Consider the following 21,211-nt stretch of genomic DNA (forward strand, 5'->3'; position numbering starts at 1 on the left):
CCGGTGAATTCGGGGTGGCTGCGATCACCGCGCTGGATGGAAAGTTCGTCAGGGTCGCCTGCCTCGAAAGCTGTGCGGGCGGGGCGCGGGCTGTCGGCACTCAACGGCATAGTCATCCGGGAAATCGGACAATGGTGCCGGGCATCAGTTGAACGACTTTACCGCGGCATTCCACTTTGATTCCGGGAGCGTCGCGTGGATCCACACTGATGATCACTCCCCTTCCGCTGACCCGCAGATGCAGGTGCAGACCGCGGTAGTGGATCGGTAATGCCAGCACGCCAAGTGTTTCCGGCCAATGAGGGGAGAGGATGATGCGGTCAGACCGGGTCTCCAGCCCGGTGAAGCACCGCTGTATGAGGTCGACGCTGCCGGCCATGGCCGCCAGGTGAATGCCTTCGGATGTGGTGCCGCCCTGGATGTCGGAGACGTCAGACTTGAGCGCCTGTTGGAAGAACTCCATTGCACGATCGCGGTTGGCCCGGGCGAGCACCCAGGTATGCACCACACCGCTGAGCGTCGATCCGTGCGAGGTGCGGGCCACGTAGTGGTCAACCATTTTTGTGACCTGTTCGGACGTGAAGCGGTAGCCGAGCCGTTCGAGTAGTTCACCCAATTCCCTTGCCGACATCAGGTAGAGCAGCATGAGGGCGTCGGCCTGCTTGGATGCCTTGTACCGGTTCACGTCGTCGTTCTCGGCCTCGAGGATGCGGTCGAGGCGTTGGATGTTTCCGTACTGCCGGCGGTAGCGGTCCCAGTCCAGTTCCTCTAACTCGCCGTATCCCTCGAACTGGCTGATGACACCGTCGCGGAACGGGACGTGCATCCGTCGACTCACCTCATCCCAGTGCGCCAGTTCGTCAGTGTGCAGTCCGAGCGTTTCCATTAAGTCAAGTCGGTTCGGCAGCGGTAGCAGGTTCAGTGCGTCGAAGGCCCGCATGATCACCCAGACCGCCATCACGTTGGTGTACGCGTTGTTGTCGATGCCGTCGTAAGGTGCGTCGGGGTAGCCCGAGTGGAATTCATCGGGCCCGATGACGCCTCGGATGCTGTAGCGATCACGTTCCTGCTCGTAGGTGGCCCTGCTTACCCAGAAGCGTGCGATCTCGGCCAGCGTCTCCGCGCCATAGTCGATCAGGTAGGCGAGATCCCCGGTGACCTGATAAAAGTTCCAAGCACTATAGGCGACGGCGATGCCGATGTGGTGCGCACGAGCGCTCGAGTCGGGATTCCACCGGCCGCTGCGCGGATTGAGGTGCAGGCGTTGGCTTTCCTCGCGTCCATCACTGCCGGATTGCCACGGGAACATCGCACCGGAGTAGCCGGCCGCCTTGGCGGCGTGACGTGCCTGGGGCAGGCGCCGGTAGCGGTATCCAAGCAGCGACCGGGTGATTATGGGCAGCCGTAAGTTGAGCACCGGGTAGATGAACAGCTCGTCCCAGAAGATGTGCCCGCGGTATGCCTCACCGTGCAATCCGCGAGCCGGCACCCCGACATCGAGGTCGGAACTGTTGGGTGAAACCGTCTGCGGCAGATGCAGGAGATGCAGTCGCAGGATACGCAATTCGTCGGTGAAGTCGTCGAATTCGATGGACAGGCGCTCCCACAGATGTACCCAGTCATTCAGATGCCCGTCGCGCAACTCGGCGAACCGGCCGAGTCGGCTGAGCCAGCGCTCGGCATCGGCGGCAGGTTCGGACGTCGCGACATCGCGGCCGGTGAAGATCGGTCACGATCTTCTCTACTGTCAACGTGTCACCGACTGACACTTCGACGGCGATATCGTGACCGATCTCGGCTGCCTGCTCGACAAGGCGGTAGGTAGCCGGGACGGGAGTGCCGTCACGCCACACGATGCTTCGCGCCGCCATGGCAATAGGAACGCGCGATTGGGTCGTCTGAACTGTCAGCAGCACGGAGTTGTCAGAGATCTCCCGCTTTTCCACTAACCCGAGATGATCGTCGGCCAAGTCCCGGTAGCGCTCGACCAGTGAGTTGGTGACGTTGCCGTCCAGCGTCGAGCGAATCTCGATTGTCCCTGACCAATCCTCGGCGACGATCGTCGTCTCAAGAGCGCCAACGTGGGGCATGTGCATCGCGACGAATCGTTGTTGTGTCAGCGAAGTGGTGCGGCCCGCGTCGTCACAGAAACGAACCTTCCTCATCAGTATCGCGCCGCGAAGGTCGAGAGTCTGCCGGTAGGACAGCACCCTGACGGCGTCGATGTCGAACCAGCTGCCGCCCTCGACCCTGAACGTGAGGGCAAGCCAGTTAGGCAGGTTGACCAAGCTCTCGTTGTCGATTGGAGCACCCGATATGTTGTCGACGAGACGGTTGTAAACACCGGCGGCATACGTGCCCGGATAATGCACCTGGCCGGCCTTCGATTCGGGCGCAGCGCCCCGGGTGGCGAAGTAGCCATTTCCCACTGTGCACAACGACTCACGAAGCTTCTCGCTGTGCGGGTCGTACCCATCGAAGGTGAAATCCCAAGCCGGGGAAGCCATCTGGTGCTTGTAGGCAAGCCACCGCGACCCTCGTTGGAGGCATTCCCGCACCTGATCGGGAGTCTGCAGGGTAAAGCTGGCAGCCGTCTTGCGGTCGCCATCCTCGTCGTGCCGCACAACAATCCCGACGCCGTCGAATCGGACGGTGTCGAATGCGTCTTCGTCGGTGAGGTCATCGCCGATGTAGATCGGCATTAAGGATCCCGTAGCCTCGACGCGATCACGAATCCAGGTCAGGGCGGTCCCCTTGTCCCAGTCGATGTCAGGCCGCAGCTCGACGAGCATGCGCCCGCTCGTCACCCGGAGGCCAGCTCGCTGTCCCAGCCGATGTGTCGCAGCGACGATCTCACCGGCACGCCCCGGTGCAACCTCGCGGTAGTGCACCGCCACGGCAAAGCGCCTGTGCTCGACCCGTACTCCCGGTATCTGCGCCAGGGTGTCGCACAACTCGGCGGCCGCTTGCTCGAGGACAGGCATATAGGCGGCGGCCGCTTCATTCTGGTGATAGGTGCCGTCGGGTCCTGCCAGCTCAAACCCGTGGCTGCCGGCGTACCAGAGCCCGGGTGTGCCTACCCGGGTGCGGATATCGGCAAGGTCGCGACCGCTCAGGACTGCCACGGGGCACGCCGCCGCCACGAGATCAAGTGCCTCGGCTGCTCCGTCGACCAGCGTGGCCGCACCGGGATCGGCAACGAGGGGGGATAGCGTTCCGTCGTAGTCCAGGAACAACATCGACTCTCGTGCACTGGTGATACCGATCAGCTGACCGTAGGACATCAGCGCATTCGGGAGTTCCGAGATCCGCTTGTCACCCGTGCGAACGGCGACGTCGGCCAAGTCGGCGACCACGACGTCGGCGCCGTTGCGCGCCAAGTCGTCGGCGCTACCGGTCGGGTCGATGCCGATGACGAGCGCGAAACCGCCGCCGCGGCCCGCCGCCACTCCGGCGTGGGAGTTCTCGACGACGACACACCGTTGCGGCCGCACACCGAGTCGGCGGGAAAGTCGGCGGGTGGCCTCCAGAAGCACTGCGGGATCAGGTGGTTCGACTGTCCCGCGCTCGCCGGCGACTCCGTCGATGCAGATGCCGAACAGGTCATCGATGCCGGCGGCTTTCAATGCCTGCCGACACTTCGGGCTCGACGAATACGCCGCCGCAGCGATGTCGACGCCCTGCAGCTTTCGGGCAAGGTCGACCGTCGCCCCGAAAAGCACGTCGTTGGTCAGCGCAACGTCGAAGTTGAAGAGCGCCGCGTCGTGGTAGCGCGGGTCGATGGTAACCGGCAGCTTCATGGCGCGACTTTCTGCTGGAAGCGTGTGCGGTCTGCGGGCCGATGGAACGCATCGGCGTTCATTGGGACGGTGCGAACTGTTTCTCCACCTCGAGGATTTGGCGGGTGGTCTTGATCACCGTGTCGGGATTGAGGCTCATCGACGCGATGCCGACCCGGACCAGAAACTCGGCCATGTCCGGGTAATCCGAAGGCGCTTGTCCACACAGTCCCGAGTGGATTCCGTTGCGGCGGCAGCCTTCCACGGCCAGACGAATCATTTCCTTGACACCCTCGTCGCGTTCGTCGTAGTCGAAAGCCACGATCTCGCTGTCACGATCGACGCCGAGGGTGAGCTGGGTCAGGTCGTTGGAGCCTATGGAGAAGCCGTCGAAGCGTTTGGCGAATTCATCGATCAGGATCACGTTGTTCGGAATCTCGCACATCGCGTACACCTTCAGATCGTTCTCGCCGCGCCGCAGACCGAGATCGGCCATCGTCTGCAGGACGAGGTCCGCCTCGGCGATCCGGCGCACGAACGGGAGCATGAGAATGACGTTCGTCAGGCCCATCTCTTCGCGCACGCGCCGCATCGCGCGGCATTCGAGCGCGAAGCCCTCGGCGTAGGCGGGATGCGCGTAGCGGGAGGCGCCGCGAAAGCCGAGCATCGGGTTGTTCTCGGATGGTTCGAAGGCAGCTCCGCCGATCAGGCTGGCGTACTCGTTGGTCTTGAAGTCCGACATCCGTACTACGACGGGCTTGGGCCAGAAGGCGGCGGCGATCGTGCCGATTCCTTCGGAGAGGCGTTCCACGAAGAAGGTGCTTCCGTCGGGATAGCCCTGCGTGAGCCGATCGATCGTCCGGCGCGCCTCGAGGTCGTCGACCTTCTCGGGGTGCAGCAGTGCCAGCGGGTGGACCCGGATGTATTCGCTGATGATGAACTCCATCCGAGCGAGTCCCACGCCGTCGTTCGGCAGGAACGACGTCTTGAAGGCGAGGTCGGGATTCCCGAGGTTGATCATGATCTGGGTGCGCGGCCGCTTCATGTCCCCGACCTCGGTGCGCTCTACGTGGAAGGCCAGCTCGTCGCGGTACACCCGCCCGGATTCACCCTCGGTGCACGACACCGTCACGACTGCGCCATCGGGCACGCAGGTGGTTGCGTCGCCGGTGCCGACCACCGCGGGGATGCCGAGCTCGCGGGCGATGATCGACGCGTGGCAGGTGCGACCGCCGCGGTTGGTGATGATCGCGGCGGCGGTCTTCATGACAGGCTCCCAGTCGGGCGTGGTGGTGTCGGCGACCAGTACCTCGCCGGGCTTGAACTCGGACAGGTGATTGGGGTTCTCGATCCGTCTCGCCACGCCCGAGGCGATCCGCTCGCCGACCGAGCGGCCCTCGGCGAGTATCTCGCCCCGGCCTTCGAGCACATAGGTTTCCAGCGCCGTCGCGCTGCGCTGGGAGGCCACCGTCTCGGGGCGGGCCTGCACGATGTAGAGCTTTCCGTCCAGACCGTCCTTGGCCCACTCCATGTCCATCGGGCGGCCGTAGTGCGCCTCGATCGTGCACGCGTAGCCGGTTAGCTCCAAGACGTCCTGGTCGGTGAGGCAGAACCGAGCGCGGTCGGCCTTGGGTGTGGGGATGTTTCGGGTCGTGTACTTCGTCTGGCCCTCGACGAAGATCATCTTCACCGCCTTGTCGCCGATCAGGCGGCGTAACACGGTGCGGTGGCCGGCGAGAAAGGTCGGCTTGTGGACGTAGAACTCGTCGGGGTCGACCGCACCCTGAACCACGTTTTCGCCCAGGCCGTAGGCGCCGGTCACGAGCACGGCGTCGCGAAAGCCCGACTCGGTGTCCAGGGAGAACATCACCCCCGACGCGGCGAGGTCGGAGCGCACCATCTTCATCACGCCGATCGAAAGCGAGACCTTGAAGTGGTCGAAGCCCTGATCGACGCGGTAATGGATGGCGCGATCGGTGAACAGGCTGGCATAACAACGCCGGCACGTGTCGAGTAGACTCTCGGCGCCCTTGATGTTGAGATACGAATCCTGCTGGCCGGCAAAGCTCGCCGTCGGCAGGTCCTCGGCGGTCGCCGAGCTGCGCACGGCCAGACTCACGTCCTCGCCGTACTCCCGCTGAAGCCTGCGGTAGGCATCCAGAATCTCGGCGGAAAGATCGTCGGGCAGCCCGGCGCCATAGACGATCTCACGGGCGCGCTTGCCTTTGTGCGCCAGCGCGGCGACGTCGGCGGGGTCCAGCTCGTCGAGCTCGGCATGCAGACGGTCCCACGTGCCGGCCCGGTCCAACACGTAGCGATAGGCCTGGGCGGTGATGGCGAATCCGTGCGGGACCCGGACACCTTGCCCGGACAGCTTCTGGAACATTTCGCCCAGCGACGCGTTCTTTCCGCCGACCAGCGGCACGTCCTCGATGCCGAACTCCTCAAAAAAGCGGACGTAGTTGGATGTATTCATGACCTGTCCTCTCATAGCGCGTCGAACATGGGGGCAACATCGAGCCAGGCCCGCACGTCATATGGAGCCCCGATCGCCCGGTGTCGTTGCGCGGATCCCGCCCTCGAGGCGATTCCCGCGCCGTCAGCTCATCCGGGCCCCAATTCGGTGTCGGGTCGCGGCCACAGCGACCGTCGCGTGCGCGCCGGCTGGGGAACGCACAAATTCATGCCGGGTCGATCGAGCACTCCAGTGGTGCCAAACTCCCACAGGGGCACCTACGGAGCCAGGGCCGAAGGTAATCGAATGGGGTACGGCCCGACGGGAGGTGGTGTCAGCAGTGGCGGATGCATGCCCAGCCGCCCATCGCGGCGCCGGGATCGCCCATCCCTTCGGCCGGACCGGCGGCGAGCGCGAGGCTCCAGATCATGAACGGCGAAAAGAGCGGGCAGGGATGCGAGGACCTTGTCCTCTGCTTGCTCGGTCTCAAGCGTGGTCAGACTCGAGGTGGCGCGCAGTTGATGCGCTAGCCAGACGGCAAAACTGGCGAGGAGATCACGATGGTTATCCGGGTGGGCGTGAACGGTTTTGGGCGTGTCGGCCGAAACTTCTTCCGTGCGGTCGACGCGCAACGCGCGGCAGGCACCACCGACATCGCGATCGTGGCGGTCAATGACCTCACCGACAATAGGACTCTGGCGCACCTGCTCAACTCACCGTCATCGTCCGCGAGCCGGCGACGGTCGAGGTCGTCAACTCCGCATTCGCGGACGCCGCTGGCAGCGAGGCAGCGAGCTGAAGGGCTTCCTGGCCTACACCGAGGATCCCATCATCTTCTCCGACATCGTGACCGGCCTGGTCGCATCGAGCCTCCCGGCCTGGTCGCATCGACCCTCTGAGCCGCTCGTAGTCGCTGTGGGGCGATGTTCAGAGCAGCGGTGCTGACCAGCGCAGCAAGGTGCCTCCGCCGGGAGCATCCGCGATGGTGAGCACGCCGCCTGCTTGCTGCGTGCGGTGATGCAAGCTGCTCAAGCCACTGCCGGTGATGTCGCCGGGGAGGCCTCGACCGTTGCCGATAACCTCGATGCAGACGTCGTCCCCGACCTTTACCGTCACCGCAAGTCTGGTCGCCCCGGCATGCCGGACAGCGTTGCTGACCGCTTCGCGCACAACGGCTTCGGCGTGATCGGCGAGTGCAGCGCCGACAATCGACAAGGGGCCCACGAATTGAACCGTGGTCTCCAGATCGGATCCGCAGAACTGCACGACTACGTCGTCAAGCCGCTCTCGCAGCCGGGTTATGCCAGGCAGCGCACCGTGCACGTCAAAAATAGCGACGCGGATCTCCTGAATGACGCCTTCAAGATCGTAAATGCTGCGGGACAGTCTCTGCTGCACCTCGGTTGATCGCGCCCGCGGAATGGTCCCATGCAGAGCCAGTTCGATCGCGAAGATCCGCCGGATCGCGTGGTGGTCCAGGTGGCGGGCGATCCTGTCGCGCTCAGCGAGAATGTCTACTTCACGCAGCCGGCGCTGTGTGGACCCCAGCTGCCAGGCGAGCGCCGCCTGGTCGGTGAATGCGGCCATCATGTCGAGCTGCTCTTCGCTGAACGTCCGGGCGCCGCCACGCCGCAGCGCGACCAACACCCCGGTCACGGTATCGGTGGTGTGCAGCGGAAGCACCAGCGCTGGACCGGTATGTTGGACGCCGTCGATCGCTACGTCGAAGTTGTTGAGTCGTCGAGGGGTCCGCTCCACGAAGGCCTGTCCGATCGAGGTACCGGCGATGGGGATGGCATGGGCCGGCGTCGAGGTCACTGCAGCACCGGCGGTTTCCACGATCATCAGATTGGCCACCTCCGACGTGGGTATGTCGTGGTTGTTTGCGACGGCGACCAGTGTGAGTTCTGCGCCCGTGAGCCTCAGCGCTTGTTGGGCGATGGGCCGATATACCGTTGCGGGCATCGGCGCTGCAGAGTCGTTCGGTTCCGACGTCACGCGTCGCTCCGCCGGTTTAACGGCAGACATGGTCATTCAGTCCCAGATCCGAGGCCCTCGGTGCATGGACCACCGCTTCGTCCATGCGCACCGCGCGGTTCACGGCGACCACAACGTTGACGAAGTGGCGGGTGCGCAGACTTTGGTCGGCGGAAGCGGAAGGTAGGTGGGTGATGGCCGCTGCACATATTGGTCACCGGCGGCTCGTTCACGGGGTCGTCGAGCAGGTCCTCGGACGCTTTGACATCGGTCAGTGGGTCGAACCCGGGCGACTTCGCTCGGGTGACCCAGGACCGCGACCCGGTGTCGGGGCCGCAGTGCCACCGCACGGCGGCCTGTAAGGCTGCGTGTGGATCATGAATGGGTTCGGTCCGGGGCAGATCTAGCGGGGAAACGCCGGTGTTGGAACACAACGCAAGTGAAGTGGTCATGGTGACCTGACGTCCAGTGGATCATCGGAGTGTGTGAGGGTTCGGAGCTAATGCTCCTTGAATTAAGCGGCGGACGGCTCAACTCATCCCACCAGCTGATTCTCAACGCCCTCCACGCTACACCCGGTGGACTGCTCGTATCGACCTACCGAATCAACTTCGCGCCGCGTGGCGTGACTGAACCAGGCACGGCGACTGTTGAGACGAACTGTTGAGCGCACGAGGCGGTGCGCGTTCGCACAAGCACAGATCGAAACAATGACGACGCTGACAAGGCCGACCGGCTATCGGGGTTTGGCTTGTTTGGTCCGGCTGCTGGCCTCGCCGGTTTCTGATCCGCGATAGTGTGGGTCTCGGTGCTGGCGACGCTATATTATTGTTCTGACAACCATCTCGTGACGGTTGCGCCACAGGTAGGGGCTGGAGTTCGGTGGCGATTCCCAGCTCCGCCAAGACTATCCAAGACTATTGAGCGCAGGTATGACGGAGCTGACCGAGGACGCCGACGGGTTACCGTTGGGATCGCTGAGCCCGCAGCAAACCAGTGCTGATGTAGCTGACTTGCGGGCCGGGATCGACGAGCTGGCGGGCTTGGTGGCCGGCAGCCTGGGGTTACCTGAGTTGCTGGCTGAGGTGTCGAAGTTTGCGGTGCACGCGATACCCGGCGCCGAGGGCGCCGGGGTGACCTTGTTGCGGGTCGACCGGGTGGACAACATGGTGGAGGCGTTGGCCGCCAGTGCGCCTTTTGTCTCCGAGATCGACGAGATGCAGTACGTGACTCTCAAGGAGGGACCCTGCATCACCGCGGCGCTGGAGCGGCGCACGGTGCGGTCCGGGTCGTTGGGCGGGGAGAAGATGTGGCCGCGATTCGGCCCCCGGGTGGGCCGCCTGGGCGTGCACAGTGCGCTGTCGTTGCCGCTGCTGCTGTCGGGTCGGGCGATCGGGGCGATCAATGTCTACGCCCACGGCAAAGACGTCTTCGATGAGTACGCCGCCGAACTGGGGGAGCTTTTCGCCAAGCCTGCGGCGGTGGCGGTGCACAACGCCCAGATCCTCGCGCATGCGTTGGCGCTGACCGCCCAGTTGCAGACGGCGCTGTCGACGCGCCCGATGATCGATCAGGCGATCGGCCTGATCCGGGGACGCAGCGGGCGCAGCGCCGAGGAGGCGTTCACTCAGTTGCGGGCGATCAGCCAAGCGGAACACCGCAAATTGGCCGACGTGGCCCAACGCATGGTCGATGAAGCCGCGCGCCGCGCCCGCGCCCGACGCGACCCGACCTGAGCCCGAACCGCCATTCGATACACGGCCTAACTGGTCGCTGCGCGGTGTGACGCGCGTAGGTTGGAGGGCGGGGAACAGTAAGCGCGATGAGTCCTGGCTCGCGTCGCGCGTTCCCCACCGAGCAGGGCGACTCGTCTGTTCGGCACCGGCAGGCTCGATCCGCGCTCGGGAGCGCCCAGCGGAGCAATCCTTCCATGGAGATCGGTGCGGCCCTCGCCGCCGATTTGGGCATCCTCACCGCCGCCCTGGATGAGCCCGGCACCGATGTGCTGCACAGTCTGCACCAATTGGGTGTCGACGCCCAAGCGGCCGTGCCCAGCTATCTCGGGCTGAGCGTGACCGTCGACGGCAGTGACCCGCCATTCGCGTTCACCACCCTTGAGGACGGCGCGGCCGACGATCTTCACACCTCGCTTCGGCTGACGCTGCCCGGCGTCGGTGAGGGCCGGGCAGCGCCGTCGGTTGCCCTCATCCTCTACGCGAGCACGCCGGGAACCTTTGTGGACTTCGCCGCAGACCTGGCGTGGCTAACCGGCCGCCCGCCCAGCGATTTCGCGCTCGATCAGCATCTCAGTGTCCCCGCCGGGTTGGACACGGGGACATATCTGCGCACGGCGTCGGTCGTCAATCAGGCGATCGGTGTCCTCATCGGCCGCGGCTACACCCCGGGGCAAGCTGATCGAGAACTGAACACCCAGGCGGATAGCGCGGGCATCGATCGACACACCTCCGCCCAGTTCATCCTCGACACGCTCACCGGCGAGGACCCGGCCGACGCCGGGCGGGCCGAGCGGGAGCCCAACATCGGTTGAGTGTGTTAAACGGCGCGGCGGGCTGCTGCGCCCGCGCCATGTGGTGTCAGGGATGTTGAGATTCCGGCCAGTCCGGGACGAGATCAGCTGTCCGCCGCTGTCCTCGCCTAGCCCCCGTGCCGACCGCGGCCCCCTCTTTACGCTTGGTTCGGCGGACGCTGACTTGGGCTTCCGGCATATCCCTCTGCAAGCCGTGCTCGTCGTGGATCTCGCCGACCCGTGAACCCCCTCGCGCGCACCCGTCGGCTCATCGACGAGGTCAATCGCTGGACCCGCGGGGAAACGTGGTGCAGGATCCCGGAGTGGGTGAGCCACCATTCCAGCCAGGACGGCACGCATCTGCGGATCGTTCATTAACTCCGAGCTACCGGCTGTACGACTACCGCTGCGCTGTGTGCATAGCCACCGAGGTGATCGACGGAGATTCCTTCGACAAGTCGTGTAGGCGCACTAACGAAATGCTCATGCCAGCGAAGGTTGACGGAGTCACCCGGGCAACCGTGGTCGGTCAGTCACTCGGTGGCGGGGTGGCCATGCAGTTCAGCTATCAACATCGCGACTACTGCCAGCGACTGGTTCTCATCAGCAGCGGTGGGCTCGGGCCGGACGTGAGCTGGATATTGCGGATCCTGTCGGCGCCCGGAACCGAGCTGGTGCTGCCAGTGGTCGCGCCGCAGCCGGTGCTCAACGTCGACAACAAGCTGGGGTCATGGCTCATGTCGGCCGGAATACATTCGCCGCGCGCCGGCGAGATGTGGAACGCCTATTCGTCGCTGTCGGATCGGCAGACACGGCGGGCGTTCCTGCGTACGTTGCGCTCGGTGGTGGATTACCGCGGCCAGGCGGTCAGTGCGTTCGGCAAGATGCATCTAAGTTATGGATTACCCACCGTGCTGATTTGGGGTGAGCAGGACCGGATCATTCCTGTTGCCCACGGCTACGCCGCTCACGACGCCGTGCCGGGTAGTCGACTGGAGGTGCTCGCCGGTGTCGGGCACTTCCCGCATGTCGAGTCCCCGGCAGCGGTGGTGGACATCCTTGACGACTTCATCGCCACCACCGGGCGAGATGCCGATCTGACGAATCGAAAAGCCTGGTCAGAACCAAGATGCGGCAAAATGTCGACTGGCAAGATCCGATCCACACGGCTTGACAATTGCCCCCGAGGGGCGGAAGGTAAACCACGTTGAGACTCTCAACCAGTTTGGGACGAGGTCAGCCGTCCGCTGTTGTCCTCTCAGAGCAGTAGCTCGCGCCGAACACACCGGTGACAACCTCATATCCGGGGATCACCATGAATGCTTCACCCACCCTCTCCGCGCCGCCAGAGTGCGGCTTTCTTTCCCAACCATGGGAGGGGTCACACCGCACGGTTAGTTAGTCATCGGCTGAGGTCGTCGGTAGCCGTCATCAGGGCCCACGGCGACATCGACGCATCCAACGCTGACATTCTGACCGAGTACACGCTAGGGCATCTGATGCGTTGTCGCGGGCTGATCCTTGATCTGCGTGACGTGGATTTCTTTGGCAGCCTGGGCGTCTCGGCGCTGCACAGGGTATCCGTCTGCTGGTTGCGCGCCGGCAGGGCCTGGGCGCTAGTACCCGGTGAGGCAGTCTCCCGGATGCTGCGCATCGGTGATCCACAGGGCGTGCTACCGGCCGCGAGCACCTTCGAGGCAGCGGTGGCAACCGTCCAAAACCAGCCTCACCGTCCGCCACAGCTCATCGCCAGCCGCAGCGACCCCGGACAGTCCTGGAGATGCGATCGCACGGTGTGTATGGTCTGCGGCGGTACACGATAGGTCCGGCAGGAACAGCGGTGCGGAATATGTCAAGGCCGGTGAGACAGTTTCTTACGCGGATTTGATGAGTGCTTCGGGGGTTGGTCGGTTGATCCAGGCGATGGTGGGCAGTTTCGGTGGGGTGGGCCGGCGGTGCCGGAATCTGGCGGGGTTGGCGGCGTAGGCGGCAATCCAGGGTGGCGGCGCGTTGGGTCTGGATCTCGGTGGCGGTGCCGTAGTGCACCGAGGCCGCGGTGTGTAGCGCGACGCCGCTGTGACGATGTACGTGGTTGTAGTAATCGAAGAACACCGCGCAGAAGGCGCGGGTGTCTTGGATGGAGCCGAACGGCCCGGGAACGCCGGGCAGTACTTGAGGGTCTTGAAATTGGCCTCCGAGTAGGGATTGTCGTTGGACACGTGCGGGCGCCTGCGGCTGCGGTCCACACCCAGAGTCCCGGAAAGGTTGGTGCGCGGGCCTGTGACCTCGGGAGTTATCGTCGTGTGACCGGCGTGGCGGCTGTCACGGATGTGACCAACGGGTTTGGATGGGCTTGCAAAGCCAACCATCCGAACCCGAGGTCACATCCGCGTGCCATTCTCCCCGACATTGCCTGCCGAGACGAACACGACGCGCCGCGAGCGACTGTTGGCGGCGTTGCAGACAGTGCCCGATCCACGCGACCGGCGCGGGGTGCGCTACTCGTTGGCCGGGGTGCTTGCGCTGGCGGTCCCTCCTTGAGGGTCACGTACTGAATCTCGTCGATCTCGGCGACAAACGAGGCGCTGGCCGCCAACGCCTCCACCATGTTGTCCACCCGGTCGACCCGCAACAAGGTCACCCCGGCACCGTCGGCGCCCGGTATCGCGTGCACCGCGAACGTCGACACCTCAGCCAGCAACTCAGGTAACCCCAGGCTGCCGGCCACCAAGCCCGCCAGCTCGTCGATCCCGGCCCGCAAGTCGGCGGCGTCAACGCTAGCCTGCTGCGCGCTCAGCGACCCCGGCGGTAACCCGTCGGCGTCCTGAGTGAACTCCGTCAACTCTGTTACCTGCGCTCAATAGTCCAGCCCGAAGCCCGACATCCCTCAACGGAAGTGCGGCCTACCCGCGCCGCAACCGCCGCGAGATGCTTCTCGCACCAAGAGTACCGTCGCGAGCAGTTGTGGACCGCGCGCCGGTACCGCCGGTCCGAGGAACGCGACCTCACGCCTGTATCCGACCGGCCACCAGCAACGCTGGCGATCCTTGCAATGGGGCGCCCCAAACGGGATTCGGCGGGTTGGTCCCAGGGTGTAGCCTGGGAGGTGCTGGGAATCTCAGCTGGTTTGGGATGGGTTCGGCTGTCCGCCGCAGAACTTTGAGGAGCGTTGGCTCCGAGGCCCGTACGCGCCGGTGATCGTCTGCAGATCAGGATCACCATGACTGTCCCACAGAGTTTTTCCACTCGATTCGCCCCCTTACCGCGCCTGCGAACAACGACGGTTGGCTATGGCGTGGCCGCGGGCACCCCCCAGCACGGCTCGCCGACGGGTGCACGGCGATGAACGCGCTGGGCGTCGTCGTCGTTGTTGTGATCGTCCTGTCACTGCTGGTGCTGGTGCTGGCGGTGCGGATCGTCAAGCAATACGAGAACGGCGTGCTGTTCCGGCTGGGCCGGGTGGTCGGAGAACGCCAACCCGGGTTGCGGCTGATCATTCCGTTCATCGATGTGCTGCACCGGATTTCGCTGCGGATCGTGACGATGCCGATCCAGTCCCAGGGGATCATCACCCGCGACAACGTCAGCGTCGACGTCTCGGCGGTGGCCTACTTCAAGGTCGTCGACGCGGTGAAGTCGGTGGTGGCGATCGAGAACATCTACGCCGCGATCGATCAGATCGCCCAAACCACGTTGCGCAAGGTGGTCGGCCAGCACAGTCTGGACGAGACGCTCTCGGAGACCGACAAGATCAACCTCGACATCCGCGCGATCCTCGACGGCATCACCATCGAATGGGGTGTGCAGGTCACCCTGGTGGAGCTCAAAGACATCCAACTGCCCGACAGCATGAAGCGGGCGATGGCCCGCCAAGCCGAAGCGGAGCGGGAGAAGCGCGCGAAAATCATTGCCGCCGAAGGTGAATCGCTGGCCGCTGCCGCCTTGGGCGACGCCTCGGACACCATGATGGGCCACCCGCTGGCGCTGCAGTTACGCAATCTGCAGACCCTGGTCGAGCTCGGCGTCGACAAAAACAGCACCGTCGTGTTCCCGGCACCGTTGATGTCGACCATCGCCGAACTCGGAAACTTCCTGGCCCAGGAAAGCCGCGCAGCAGTCCGACCAGAGCCACAGCCACCGATTCCCGTCCCGGCAGCGGTGCCCAACGGAACCCCCGCCGCGGAAAGCCGGCCGTGATCGCCGCGCTGATCGTCATGTCGTGGATCGGGTGGAGTTACTGGCTGATCTGCCGCGACATGCGATCCCCCCGGGTGAGGACGCCGGTTGCCGCGCCGGATCAGCGCGGACCCCGCGCGGCTGCGGTGCGTGGCCTTGAGGACGAACCCGATCAGTGGCCCGCCGCCCGCGGCTCCTGGACCGCACTGGACGAGCGCCAGCTCGTCCGGCTGCTCACCGACTCCGCGCCATGACACCGACAAGCCACGAACTCAACCGCCAGAGCACCCCCGACGTGTCGAGCAAAGGACACCCATCACGAGCACCCAAACGATGACGAGCACCCCAACGTTGGAACCGGAACTGCTGCACAAGATGGACGCGTATTGGCGGGCGGCGAATTACCTGTCGGTGGGCCAGATTTATCTGTACGGCAATCCGTTGTTGAAGCGGCCGCTGGCGCTTTCGGATGTGAAACCGCTGGTGGTGGGGCATTGGGGCACCACGCCGGGGCAGAACTTCATTTACGTGCACCTCAACCGGGTCATCACGAAGTACGACCTGGACATGTTCTATGTCGCCGGCCCCGGCCATGGGGGTCCGGCGCTGGTCGCCAACACCTACCTCGAGGGTTCGTATTCGGAGATCTATCCCGACGTCAGCCGCGACGAGTCCGGACTGAAGAAGCTGTTCACCCAATTCTCTTTCCCCGGCGGTATTTCCAGCCATGTGGCACCGACGACTCCGGGATCGATCCACGAAGGCGGGGACCGACGACGCCGATGCGGGCTTGTGCCACGGATTTCATGCTGGCATGAGAAAGTCCCGTATTCGAACTTGATCTCAGACGCTGGAACCCTGGCGTAGTGGAGGAGAGCGATCGGAAATCGGTTCCAGTCGGGGCCGAAGTGCTCGTGCGATGTAGGTCGATATGCAGTGCCCAGTGACTCGGTGACCTCGGCGGCTCTTGCTCGCGCGTGTTCCTTGCGTTGGGGTTTGACCCAAGATGGACCCATGAAGGTATTGGTCACTAGCTCGCGGATGCCGTTCGCGCTGGGGATGGTGCGCATGCTGGCGGCTGAGGGCTGCGAGGTCTATGCCGGCGACGACCACATGCTGTCGGCGGGGAACCATTCGAAGTATTTGGCGGGTCATTTCGTCTATCCGCCGGCGCGCAGCGACACGGTGGGCTTCCTCGCCGAGCTCGAACGGATCGTCGGCGAGTACGAGATCGACGTGATCATCCCGACTTTCGAAGAGGTCTTCTACATTTCCACTCAGATCGAGCGGCTCAGTCGGGTCACGAAGATCTTTGCCTCGCCGTTTGCCACGCTGGCCCGTCTGCATCACAAGGGGGCGTTCGCGCGGCTGGTCAAGCACCTCGGGCTTCCGATCGCCGAGACCGTCCTAGTGGCCTCCGACGGCGAGCTGCGTGAGGCTATCGATCACCTCGAAAGGTACTTTGCGCGCGCCGCCTTTTCGCGCGGCGGGGCCGGCTGTCTGACTAACACTGGTCCGCTGGCCGGCGCGCTGGAGATATCCGAGGTCCAACCCACGCCGGCGTCGCCCTGGCTGGTGCAGCCGTTCGTGGACGGTGAGACGGTCTGCACCTACAGCACCGCTCACCAGGGCCGTGTCAGTGCGCATCTGATGTACCGAATCCCTCGGCAGCGGAAGCACAGCACGGGCATCCAGTTCGAGGCTGTCGACGCAACGGAGTCGCTGAAGCTGATCGAGCCGATCGTGGCCGAGCTGGACTATACGGGCCAGATCTCCTTTGACTTCCTGATGACCGATGACGGCCTGACCTTCGTGGAGTGCAATCCACGCGCCACCGACGGCCTGCTGCTGATGCCGCGAGAAGAGCTGGCGGCGGGGCTGCTCGCCCCGCGGCCCGAGACGTTCGTGCTCCAGCCTGGGGGCCGAGTGCAGCTCGCTTTCGCCGTGCTGGCCGATGGCTTCGCTGATCGTCTGGACCGTCTGCCCGAGACGATCGGTGACCTCGCACAGGTGCGAGACGCAGGCAGTGGTTGGCACGATCCGCTGCCCACGCTGTACTCGACGCTGGCGATCTGCCATTCCGTCGGTCAGAGCTTCCGCGAGCACATGGGCAAGGTAGTGGCCATTGCCGGCGACATGGCCTGGGACGGCGAGTACATCGACGGAATGTCGCAGGACGACGCGATGCTACTCACCCGTCTGGGCCTCCAGCGCGGCGAATCGTAGGACGCTGCGCCGTTTATCGGTAGAAATCTCCATTGTGCAGCCCGAGATATGCGGGCTACCTGCATACTTACCGCAGTAAACGTGCATCCCTTCGATGGTGGGGAACTGGCCAGAGAGAATGCGCGCCACGCCGGACGTTGGCGTTGCTTGCGCAGACAGATTCGTGCCGGAAATATGCCTCGTGAAGCTACAGGCGATGTTTGCAGGACGCCGGCCTTGAACGTGTACTAGTCGCGGGGAACCGCCTGCCAGTTAGGGGCGAACCTGGCTGGACAGCCACGGCGACCCCTCGACGGTTGGTCGTTCGGGGTGTACTTTTGCACTCCGGCGATCCGCCGGCCAGGAGCTGTCTGGGATCAGGCGCCTGCTCAGATCCCCGTCTGCCCGGCCTCACGCAGTGGTGTTGGCGGTGGCGAGCTGTGATCGGACGCGTACTAGCGGCGCGTGGGGGTTCTGTGGCTGTGGGATGGCCGCGAGGGTGAAGTCGGCGATCGCGCCGGGGCGAAAGACCAGGCAGTGCGTGGAGCCGCCGAATTGGAAGTAACCGAGTTCTTCGCCCTTGGCGATGTGGTAGCCCGCCGTGATGTTCGGGTGGATGTTGCAGGAGGAGACCTCCACCATGCCGACCGGCACGAAGGCCAGCAGGCCGATGACCGGATCATCGGCTTGGATGAGGAAGATCGCCCGCGCGGCGACATGGGCCAGGTAGGACTGCGAGTCGGTTTCGGAGTAGTAGGTGCCCTCCTTCAGGAACGCCCGCACGATCGTCCCGGCGACCGGACTGTGCCACCGGTGGTAATTGGTGGCGCTCAGAAAGCCCTGGTAGACGGTTCCGCCGACGAACTGTTCGACCGAGTCGTCGTTGGCCAGCATGTCCTGCAGCGAATAGGGTCGGCTCTTGATCCAGAACCGGTCCTGGCGCTGAACGTCGGTGCTGATCCGGTGCGGCGTGGACTCACAGGCACTGACGATCACCGTGTCGTCCTGCGGTGAGGCGACCGGACGTGCACCGTCGGTGAAGCGTCGGGTGAAAAAGTCGTTCCAGGAGACAAAGCCCCAGTGCTCGTCGTGCGGGTCGTGCTCATATTGCTCGATCCCCACCGCCCGTTGGGCCGCAGCACACTTCCAGCCCGTGGGCGAATCGTTGAGCACGTACAGCGAATCGGGGCCGCTGAGGAACTCACACCACGCGGTCAGGATCTTCTTCAGCATCGCGTTGATGCGTGGGTCGCGGAAAGCGGCCAACCCCGCCGGGGTTCCCGTCGCCCAGTCCAAGATCGCGCCTAGCGGGATAGTTACCACGTTCTCACCGAACTCGGGCGCCATCGTCAACACCTCATTGATCAGGCGCACCAGCTGCGGCACACTCTCCAGGTGCCGTTTGCGGTACCGCTTGATTCGCGGCACTTGGGAGATCATCTCGTTGACGTACAACCGCACCACCGGGTCGGTGTCGATCAACTCTTGGAGCTCGGTAAGCACCGGATGGAGCGCTACGTGCTCACCCTTTGCTTCCACCCGCTCTCGGTGCCCCTCAAGCCAGGACTCCAAATCATCCTGATCCAGCGGCAACCAGCCGGCCCGCCGCCGCACATCCCCACCATCGGGACCAGCCGCCATACCCCCAAACCTACGCCATACCCCCAAACCTAACGGAAACGGTTTCCCTCAGACAGTTCTGCTCCTTGTCGCCAACCGCAACTCGGGGCCCCCTTAGGATCAACTCTTCAGATAGCGGCACGCGGTCGCCCGTCCCATCCCGAATGCTTCGGCCAGACCGCGCACAAGTTCACCGGTCGCGGCAAGACGGAGCAACTGCTCTTGGCGCTCAGCGCTGAGTTGGGGGTTTGGTGGCCGGCAATCCCGCGCGCGGCGGGATTGCCGGGACACGACATCACGCTCGCGGCCAAGTTCGAGTTCGACTTCGGCCAGCGCGGCCATGATGGCCGCCACGGCACGCCGGCTAGCAGCTATCGCTACTTCGACGTGGCCAACAGCCGCCAGCCCAAGATTTCCCATCGTTACAAACGAAATACCCGGTCCAAGTAGCCCGCGACGAGCGCGTCCGCGCGGCCGCGTGCCGCGACGGCCTGCCGATCAGCCTCTGCGAGCAGTTCGGCTGGATCTACGACGTGGGGGTGGGCCCGCGTCTCTTCCCCGTTGTCCAACCAGCGCTTGATTCCGGCCGTGGTTACCTCCGGATGAAACTGCACGCCCAGGCTGCGGCCGACCCGGTATGCCTGCACGGCAGCGGCGTTCCTGGCCAGTTCGATCGCGCCCGGTGGCGGGGTAAAACTGTCGTAGTGCCATTGGAACCACGGGCCGGCCGGGATCAGCGCGGGCACGTCGGAGTCGATACGCACCCAACCGACTTCCGGGTCCTTCGACCGGGCGACCGAACCGCCCAGCGCCCGTGCCAGTACCTGGGCGCCGAAACAGATGCCGAGCACGGCACCGCCGGCCGCGACCGCCCCGGACAGCCACCGTAGCTCGGGCGTTAGCCATCGGCCTATGCCCACGTCGTCATAGGCGGCCCACGGCGCGCCTAGCACCACCAGTAGGTCGTAGTCCGAATTGTCCGGAAAGGACACCTCGATGTTCGGTGAGTCGTGTCGATCCGCAGGCACCACCAGGAATTCATCCACCTTCCAGCGTCGATCGGACAGCGCATCGCCGATCAGGCCGGTGGACGACACGGCGTCGTGCAAAACACACAGCGCACGCGCGGTTACTCCCCTCGGTGAGTGGTGACGCGGATCGGTACCGCTGGATCCCGTTCGCGAAGTCGCTGCGCACCCTGCGACGTCTCCCGCTAGCCCGATGTGCTTGATTCGTGGCGGCAGCGTCTCGAACATCACCCGGATTTCCAGGCGGGCCAGTTGATTGCCCAGGCAAAATTATGGACTTTCCTTTCCGAAGACGCCAGCACCTGCCGGCTACCCCGCTGATCGGCCAGCGTCGGGCCAGCCGCGGCGACGTCGAGCAACTCGACACTGCGCCACCAAGGTGTGCAGCAGATCGGCGACGTCGTAGTCGTCCGCCAGGGTGTCGGCCGACGTTGACACGACGCGACGAAAATGCGTCGAGCACCTGCTGTTCACGCTCAACCTACGCCAACCACCTCCTGAAGAATCGCTTCGCGCTGCTGGCTTTTCACTGCGGTCCTCGTCCAACCACAGCCCCGCCAGCCGGACGCGGCTCGGACACGTAGTAGCGACACGCCCGCATAACGACACAGGTGGGTCTGTAAGTTAAACGGTGTAACTCCTGAGGAAGAAGGAGAACACTGTGACTGATGTGATTATGGATGAGAAGTGTGATTATGGATGAGAAGATCGTCGAGCGGCCCGACATGCAGGGCGCGGTCCGGCTGGACGACCTCGACGAGCAGCTGATCGGGCAGCTGGTGGATCGGGCCCGCTCGGAAGGGCTGCGGCTGACCGGCGAGGACGGCCTGCTGGCTCAGTTGACCAAGCGGATCATCGAGTCCGCCGCCGAGGGCGAGATGGACGTCCACCTGGGCTACGCCAAGCACGACCCGGCCGGCCGCGACGGCGGCAACTCCCGCAACGGAGCGCGCGCCAAAACGGTGCTCACCGACATTGGGCCGGTAGAGGTCGCGATGCCACGCGACCGCGACGGCACGTTCGAGCCGCAGATCGTGCGCAAGCGGCAACGCCGGCTGTCCGGGATCGATGGACTGGTGATCTCGTTGTCGGCCAAGGGATTGACCCATGGCGAGATCTGCGCGCACCTGGCCGAGGTGTACGGCGCGCAGGTGTCCAAGCAGATGATCTCCACGATCACCGACCGGGTGATCGAGGGCATGAGCGAGTGGCAGAACCGGCCGCTGGATGCGGTGTATCCGGTGGTGTTCATCGACGCCATCAACGTCAAGATCCGAGAGGGCAACGTCGCGAACAGGCCGATCCACGTCGCGCTGGGTGTCACCGTGGACGGCGCCCGCGACGTGCTGGGGCTGCGGGCCGGCGAGCACGGCGACGGGGAGGGATATGGAACGAGCACAGGCTCGTTTGGCCAGATTCGGGCTGCTGCCTGAGCTTTTCCCGC

Annotated in this window: 14 protein-coding genes and 4 pseudogenes; 10 read left to right on the top strand and 8 right to left on the bottom strand. The window is 64.5% G+C overall.

Annotated elements, in window-relative coordinates; all coding sequences use genetic code 11:
• Positions 1-112: 112 nt before the first annotated feature.
• Together otsB and ppsA are read right to left on the bottom strand one after the other, a co-directional pair.
• Positions 113-3,800: pseudogene (gene otsB / locus M5I08_RS10380) on the bottom strand (trehalose-phosphatase).
• Between the two features lie 58 nt (positions 3,801-3,858).
• A complete protein-coding gene (ppsA, locus tag M5I08_RS10385; protein WP_219069642.1) occupies positions 3,859-6,255 on the bottom strand; it encodes a phosphoenolpyruvate synthase in 2,397 nt (798 codons plus the stop codon).
• A 539-nt stretch (positions 6,256-6,794) separates the two neighbouring features.
• Here ppsA and M5I08_RS10390 point away from each other — a divergent pair.
• Positions 6,795-6,956, top strand: a pseudogene (locus M5I08_RS10390) (glyceraldehyde 3-phosphate dehydrogenase NAD-binding domain-containing protein); the annotation flags it as partial.
• A gap of 205 nt (positions 6,957-7,161) precedes the next feature.
• Here M5I08_RS10390 and M5I08_RS10395 read toward each other — a convergent pair.
• Positions 7,162-8,232 (bottom strand): GAF domain-containing sensor histidine kinase, encoded by a 1,071-nt coding sequence (locus M5I08_RS10395; RefSeq protein WP_249763242.1) that lies wholly within the window; start codon positions 8,230-8,232, stop codon positions 7,162-7,164.
• Between the two features lie 911 nt (positions 8,233-9,143).
• On the opposite strand from M5I08_RS10395, the gene M5I08_RS10400 reads away from it, so the two are divergent.
• The 4 genes from M5I08_RS10400 (at position 9,144) to M5I08_RS10415 (ending at position 12,561) form a co-directional block, all read left to right on the top strand.
• Positions 9,144-9,947 (top strand): GAF and ANTAR domain-containing protein, encoded by an 804-nt coding sequence (locus M5I08_RS10400; protein ID WP_219069645.1) that lies wholly within the window; start codon positions 9,144-9,146, stop codon positions 9,945-9,947.
• Positions 9,948-10,141: 194 nt separating this feature from the next.
• Entirely contained in the window at positions 10,142-10,759 is a 618-nt protein-coding gene (locus tag M5I08_RS10405) for a hypothetical protein (protein WP_219069647.1), read from the top strand.
• Between the two features lie 392 nt (positions 10,760-11,151).
• Entirely contained in the window at positions 11,152-11,949 is a 798-nt protein-coding gene (locus M5I08_RS10410; RefSeq protein WP_370328605.1) for an alpha/beta fold hydrolase, read from the top strand.
• 108 nt (positions 11,950-12,057) lie between these two features.
• Positions 12,058-12,561, top strand: coding sequence for an STAS domain-containing protein (locus M5I08_RS10415; RefSeq protein WP_219069649.1), 504 nt, complete (start codon positions 12,058-12,060; stop codon positions 12,559-12,561).
• Between the two features lie 470 nt (positions 12,562-13,031).
• On the opposite strand, the gene M5I08_RS10425 is transcribed toward M5I08_RS10415, so the two are convergent.
• Positions 13,032-13,580 carry a hypothetical protein gene (locus M5I08_RS10425; protein WP_219069651.1) on the bottom strand — a complete coding sequence of 183 codons (549 nt, stop codon included), beginning with the start codon at positions 13,578-13,580 and terminating at the stop codon, positions 13,032-13,034.
• 500 nt (positions 13,581-14,080) lie between these two features.
• On the opposite strand from M5I08_RS10425, the gene M5I08_RS10430 reads away from it, so the two are divergent.
• The 4 genes and pseudogenes from M5I08_RS10430 to M5I08_RS10445 all read left to right on the top strand — a co-directional run bounded on the left by M5I08_RS10430 (position 14,081) and on the right by M5I08_RS10445 (position 17,140).
• Entirely contained in the window at positions 14,081-14,935 is an 855-nt protein-coding gene (locus tag M5I08_RS10430; RefSeq protein ID WP_249763235.1) for a slipin family protein, read from the top strand.
• On the top strand, positions 14,932-15,168 hold the full coding sequence (locus tag M5I08_RS10435; RefSeq protein ID WP_219070096.1) for a hypothetical protein: 237 nt from the start codon (positions 14,932-14,934) through the stop codon (positions 15,166-15,168). The genes M5I08_RS10430 and M5I08_RS10435 overlap by 4 nt, the downstream gene beginning before the upstream one ends.
• A gap of 79 nt (positions 15,169-15,247) precedes the next feature.
• A pseudogene (locus M5I08_RS10440) lies at positions 15,248-15,685 on the top strand (phosphoketolase family protein); the annotation flags it as partial.
• A gap of 243 nt (positions 15,686-15,928) precedes the next feature.
• Positions 15,929-17,140 carry an ATP-grasp domain-containing protein gene (locus tag M5I08_RS10445; protein ID WP_219070875.1) on the top strand — a complete coding sequence of 404 codons (1,212 nt, stop codon included), beginning with the start codon at positions 15,929-15,931 and terminating at the stop codon, positions 17,138-17,140.
• A 390-nt stretch (positions 17,141-17,530) separates the two neighbouring features.
• Here the strand turns inward: M5I08_RS10445 and M5I08_RS10450 are convergent, their stop codons facing one another.
• The 4 genes from M5I08_RS10450 to M5I08_RS26170 all read right to left on the bottom strand — a co-directional run bounded on the left by M5I08_RS10450 (position 17,531) and on the right by M5I08_RS26170 (position 20,205).
• Complete coding sequence (locus M5I08_RS10450; protein WP_249763243.1) at positions 17,531-18,760, bottom strand: phosphatidylserine decarboxylase family protein; 1,230 nt, start codon at positions 18,758-18,760, stop codon at positions 17,531-17,533.
• A gap of 99 nt (positions 18,761-18,859) precedes the next feature.
• On the bottom strand, positions 18,860-19,159 hold the full coding sequence (locus tag M5I08_RS10455; protein ID WP_370328557.1) for a hypothetical protein: 300 nt from the start codon (positions 19,157-19,159) through the stop codon (positions 18,860-18,862).
• A 2-nt stretch (positions 19,160-19,161) separates the two neighbouring features.
• A complete protein-coding gene (locus M5I08_RS10460; protein ID WP_249763244.1) occupies positions 19,162-19,848 on the bottom strand; it encodes a type 1 glutamine amidotransferase in 687 nt (228 codons plus the stop codon).
• A gap of 228 nt (positions 19,849-20,076) precedes the next feature.
• Complete coding sequence (locus M5I08_RS26170; protein ID WP_256469581.1) at positions 20,077-20,205, bottom strand: hypothetical protein; 129 nt, start codon at positions 20,203-20,205, stop codon at positions 20,077-20,079.
• 287 nt (positions 20,206-20,492) lie between these two features.
• On the opposite strand from M5I08_RS26170, the pseudogene M5I08_RS10465 reads away from it, so the two are divergent.
• Positions 20,493-21,164, top strand: a pseudogene (locus M5I08_RS10465) (IS256 family transposase); the annotation flags it as partial.
• Positions 21,165-21,211: the final 47 nt, after the last annotated feature.

It is taken from the genome of Candidatus Mycobacterium methanotrophicum, assembly GCF_023515995.1.
GTDB lineage: Bacteria > Actinomycetota > Actinomycetes > Mycobacteriales > Mycobacteriaceae > Mycobacterium > Mycobacterium methanotrophicum.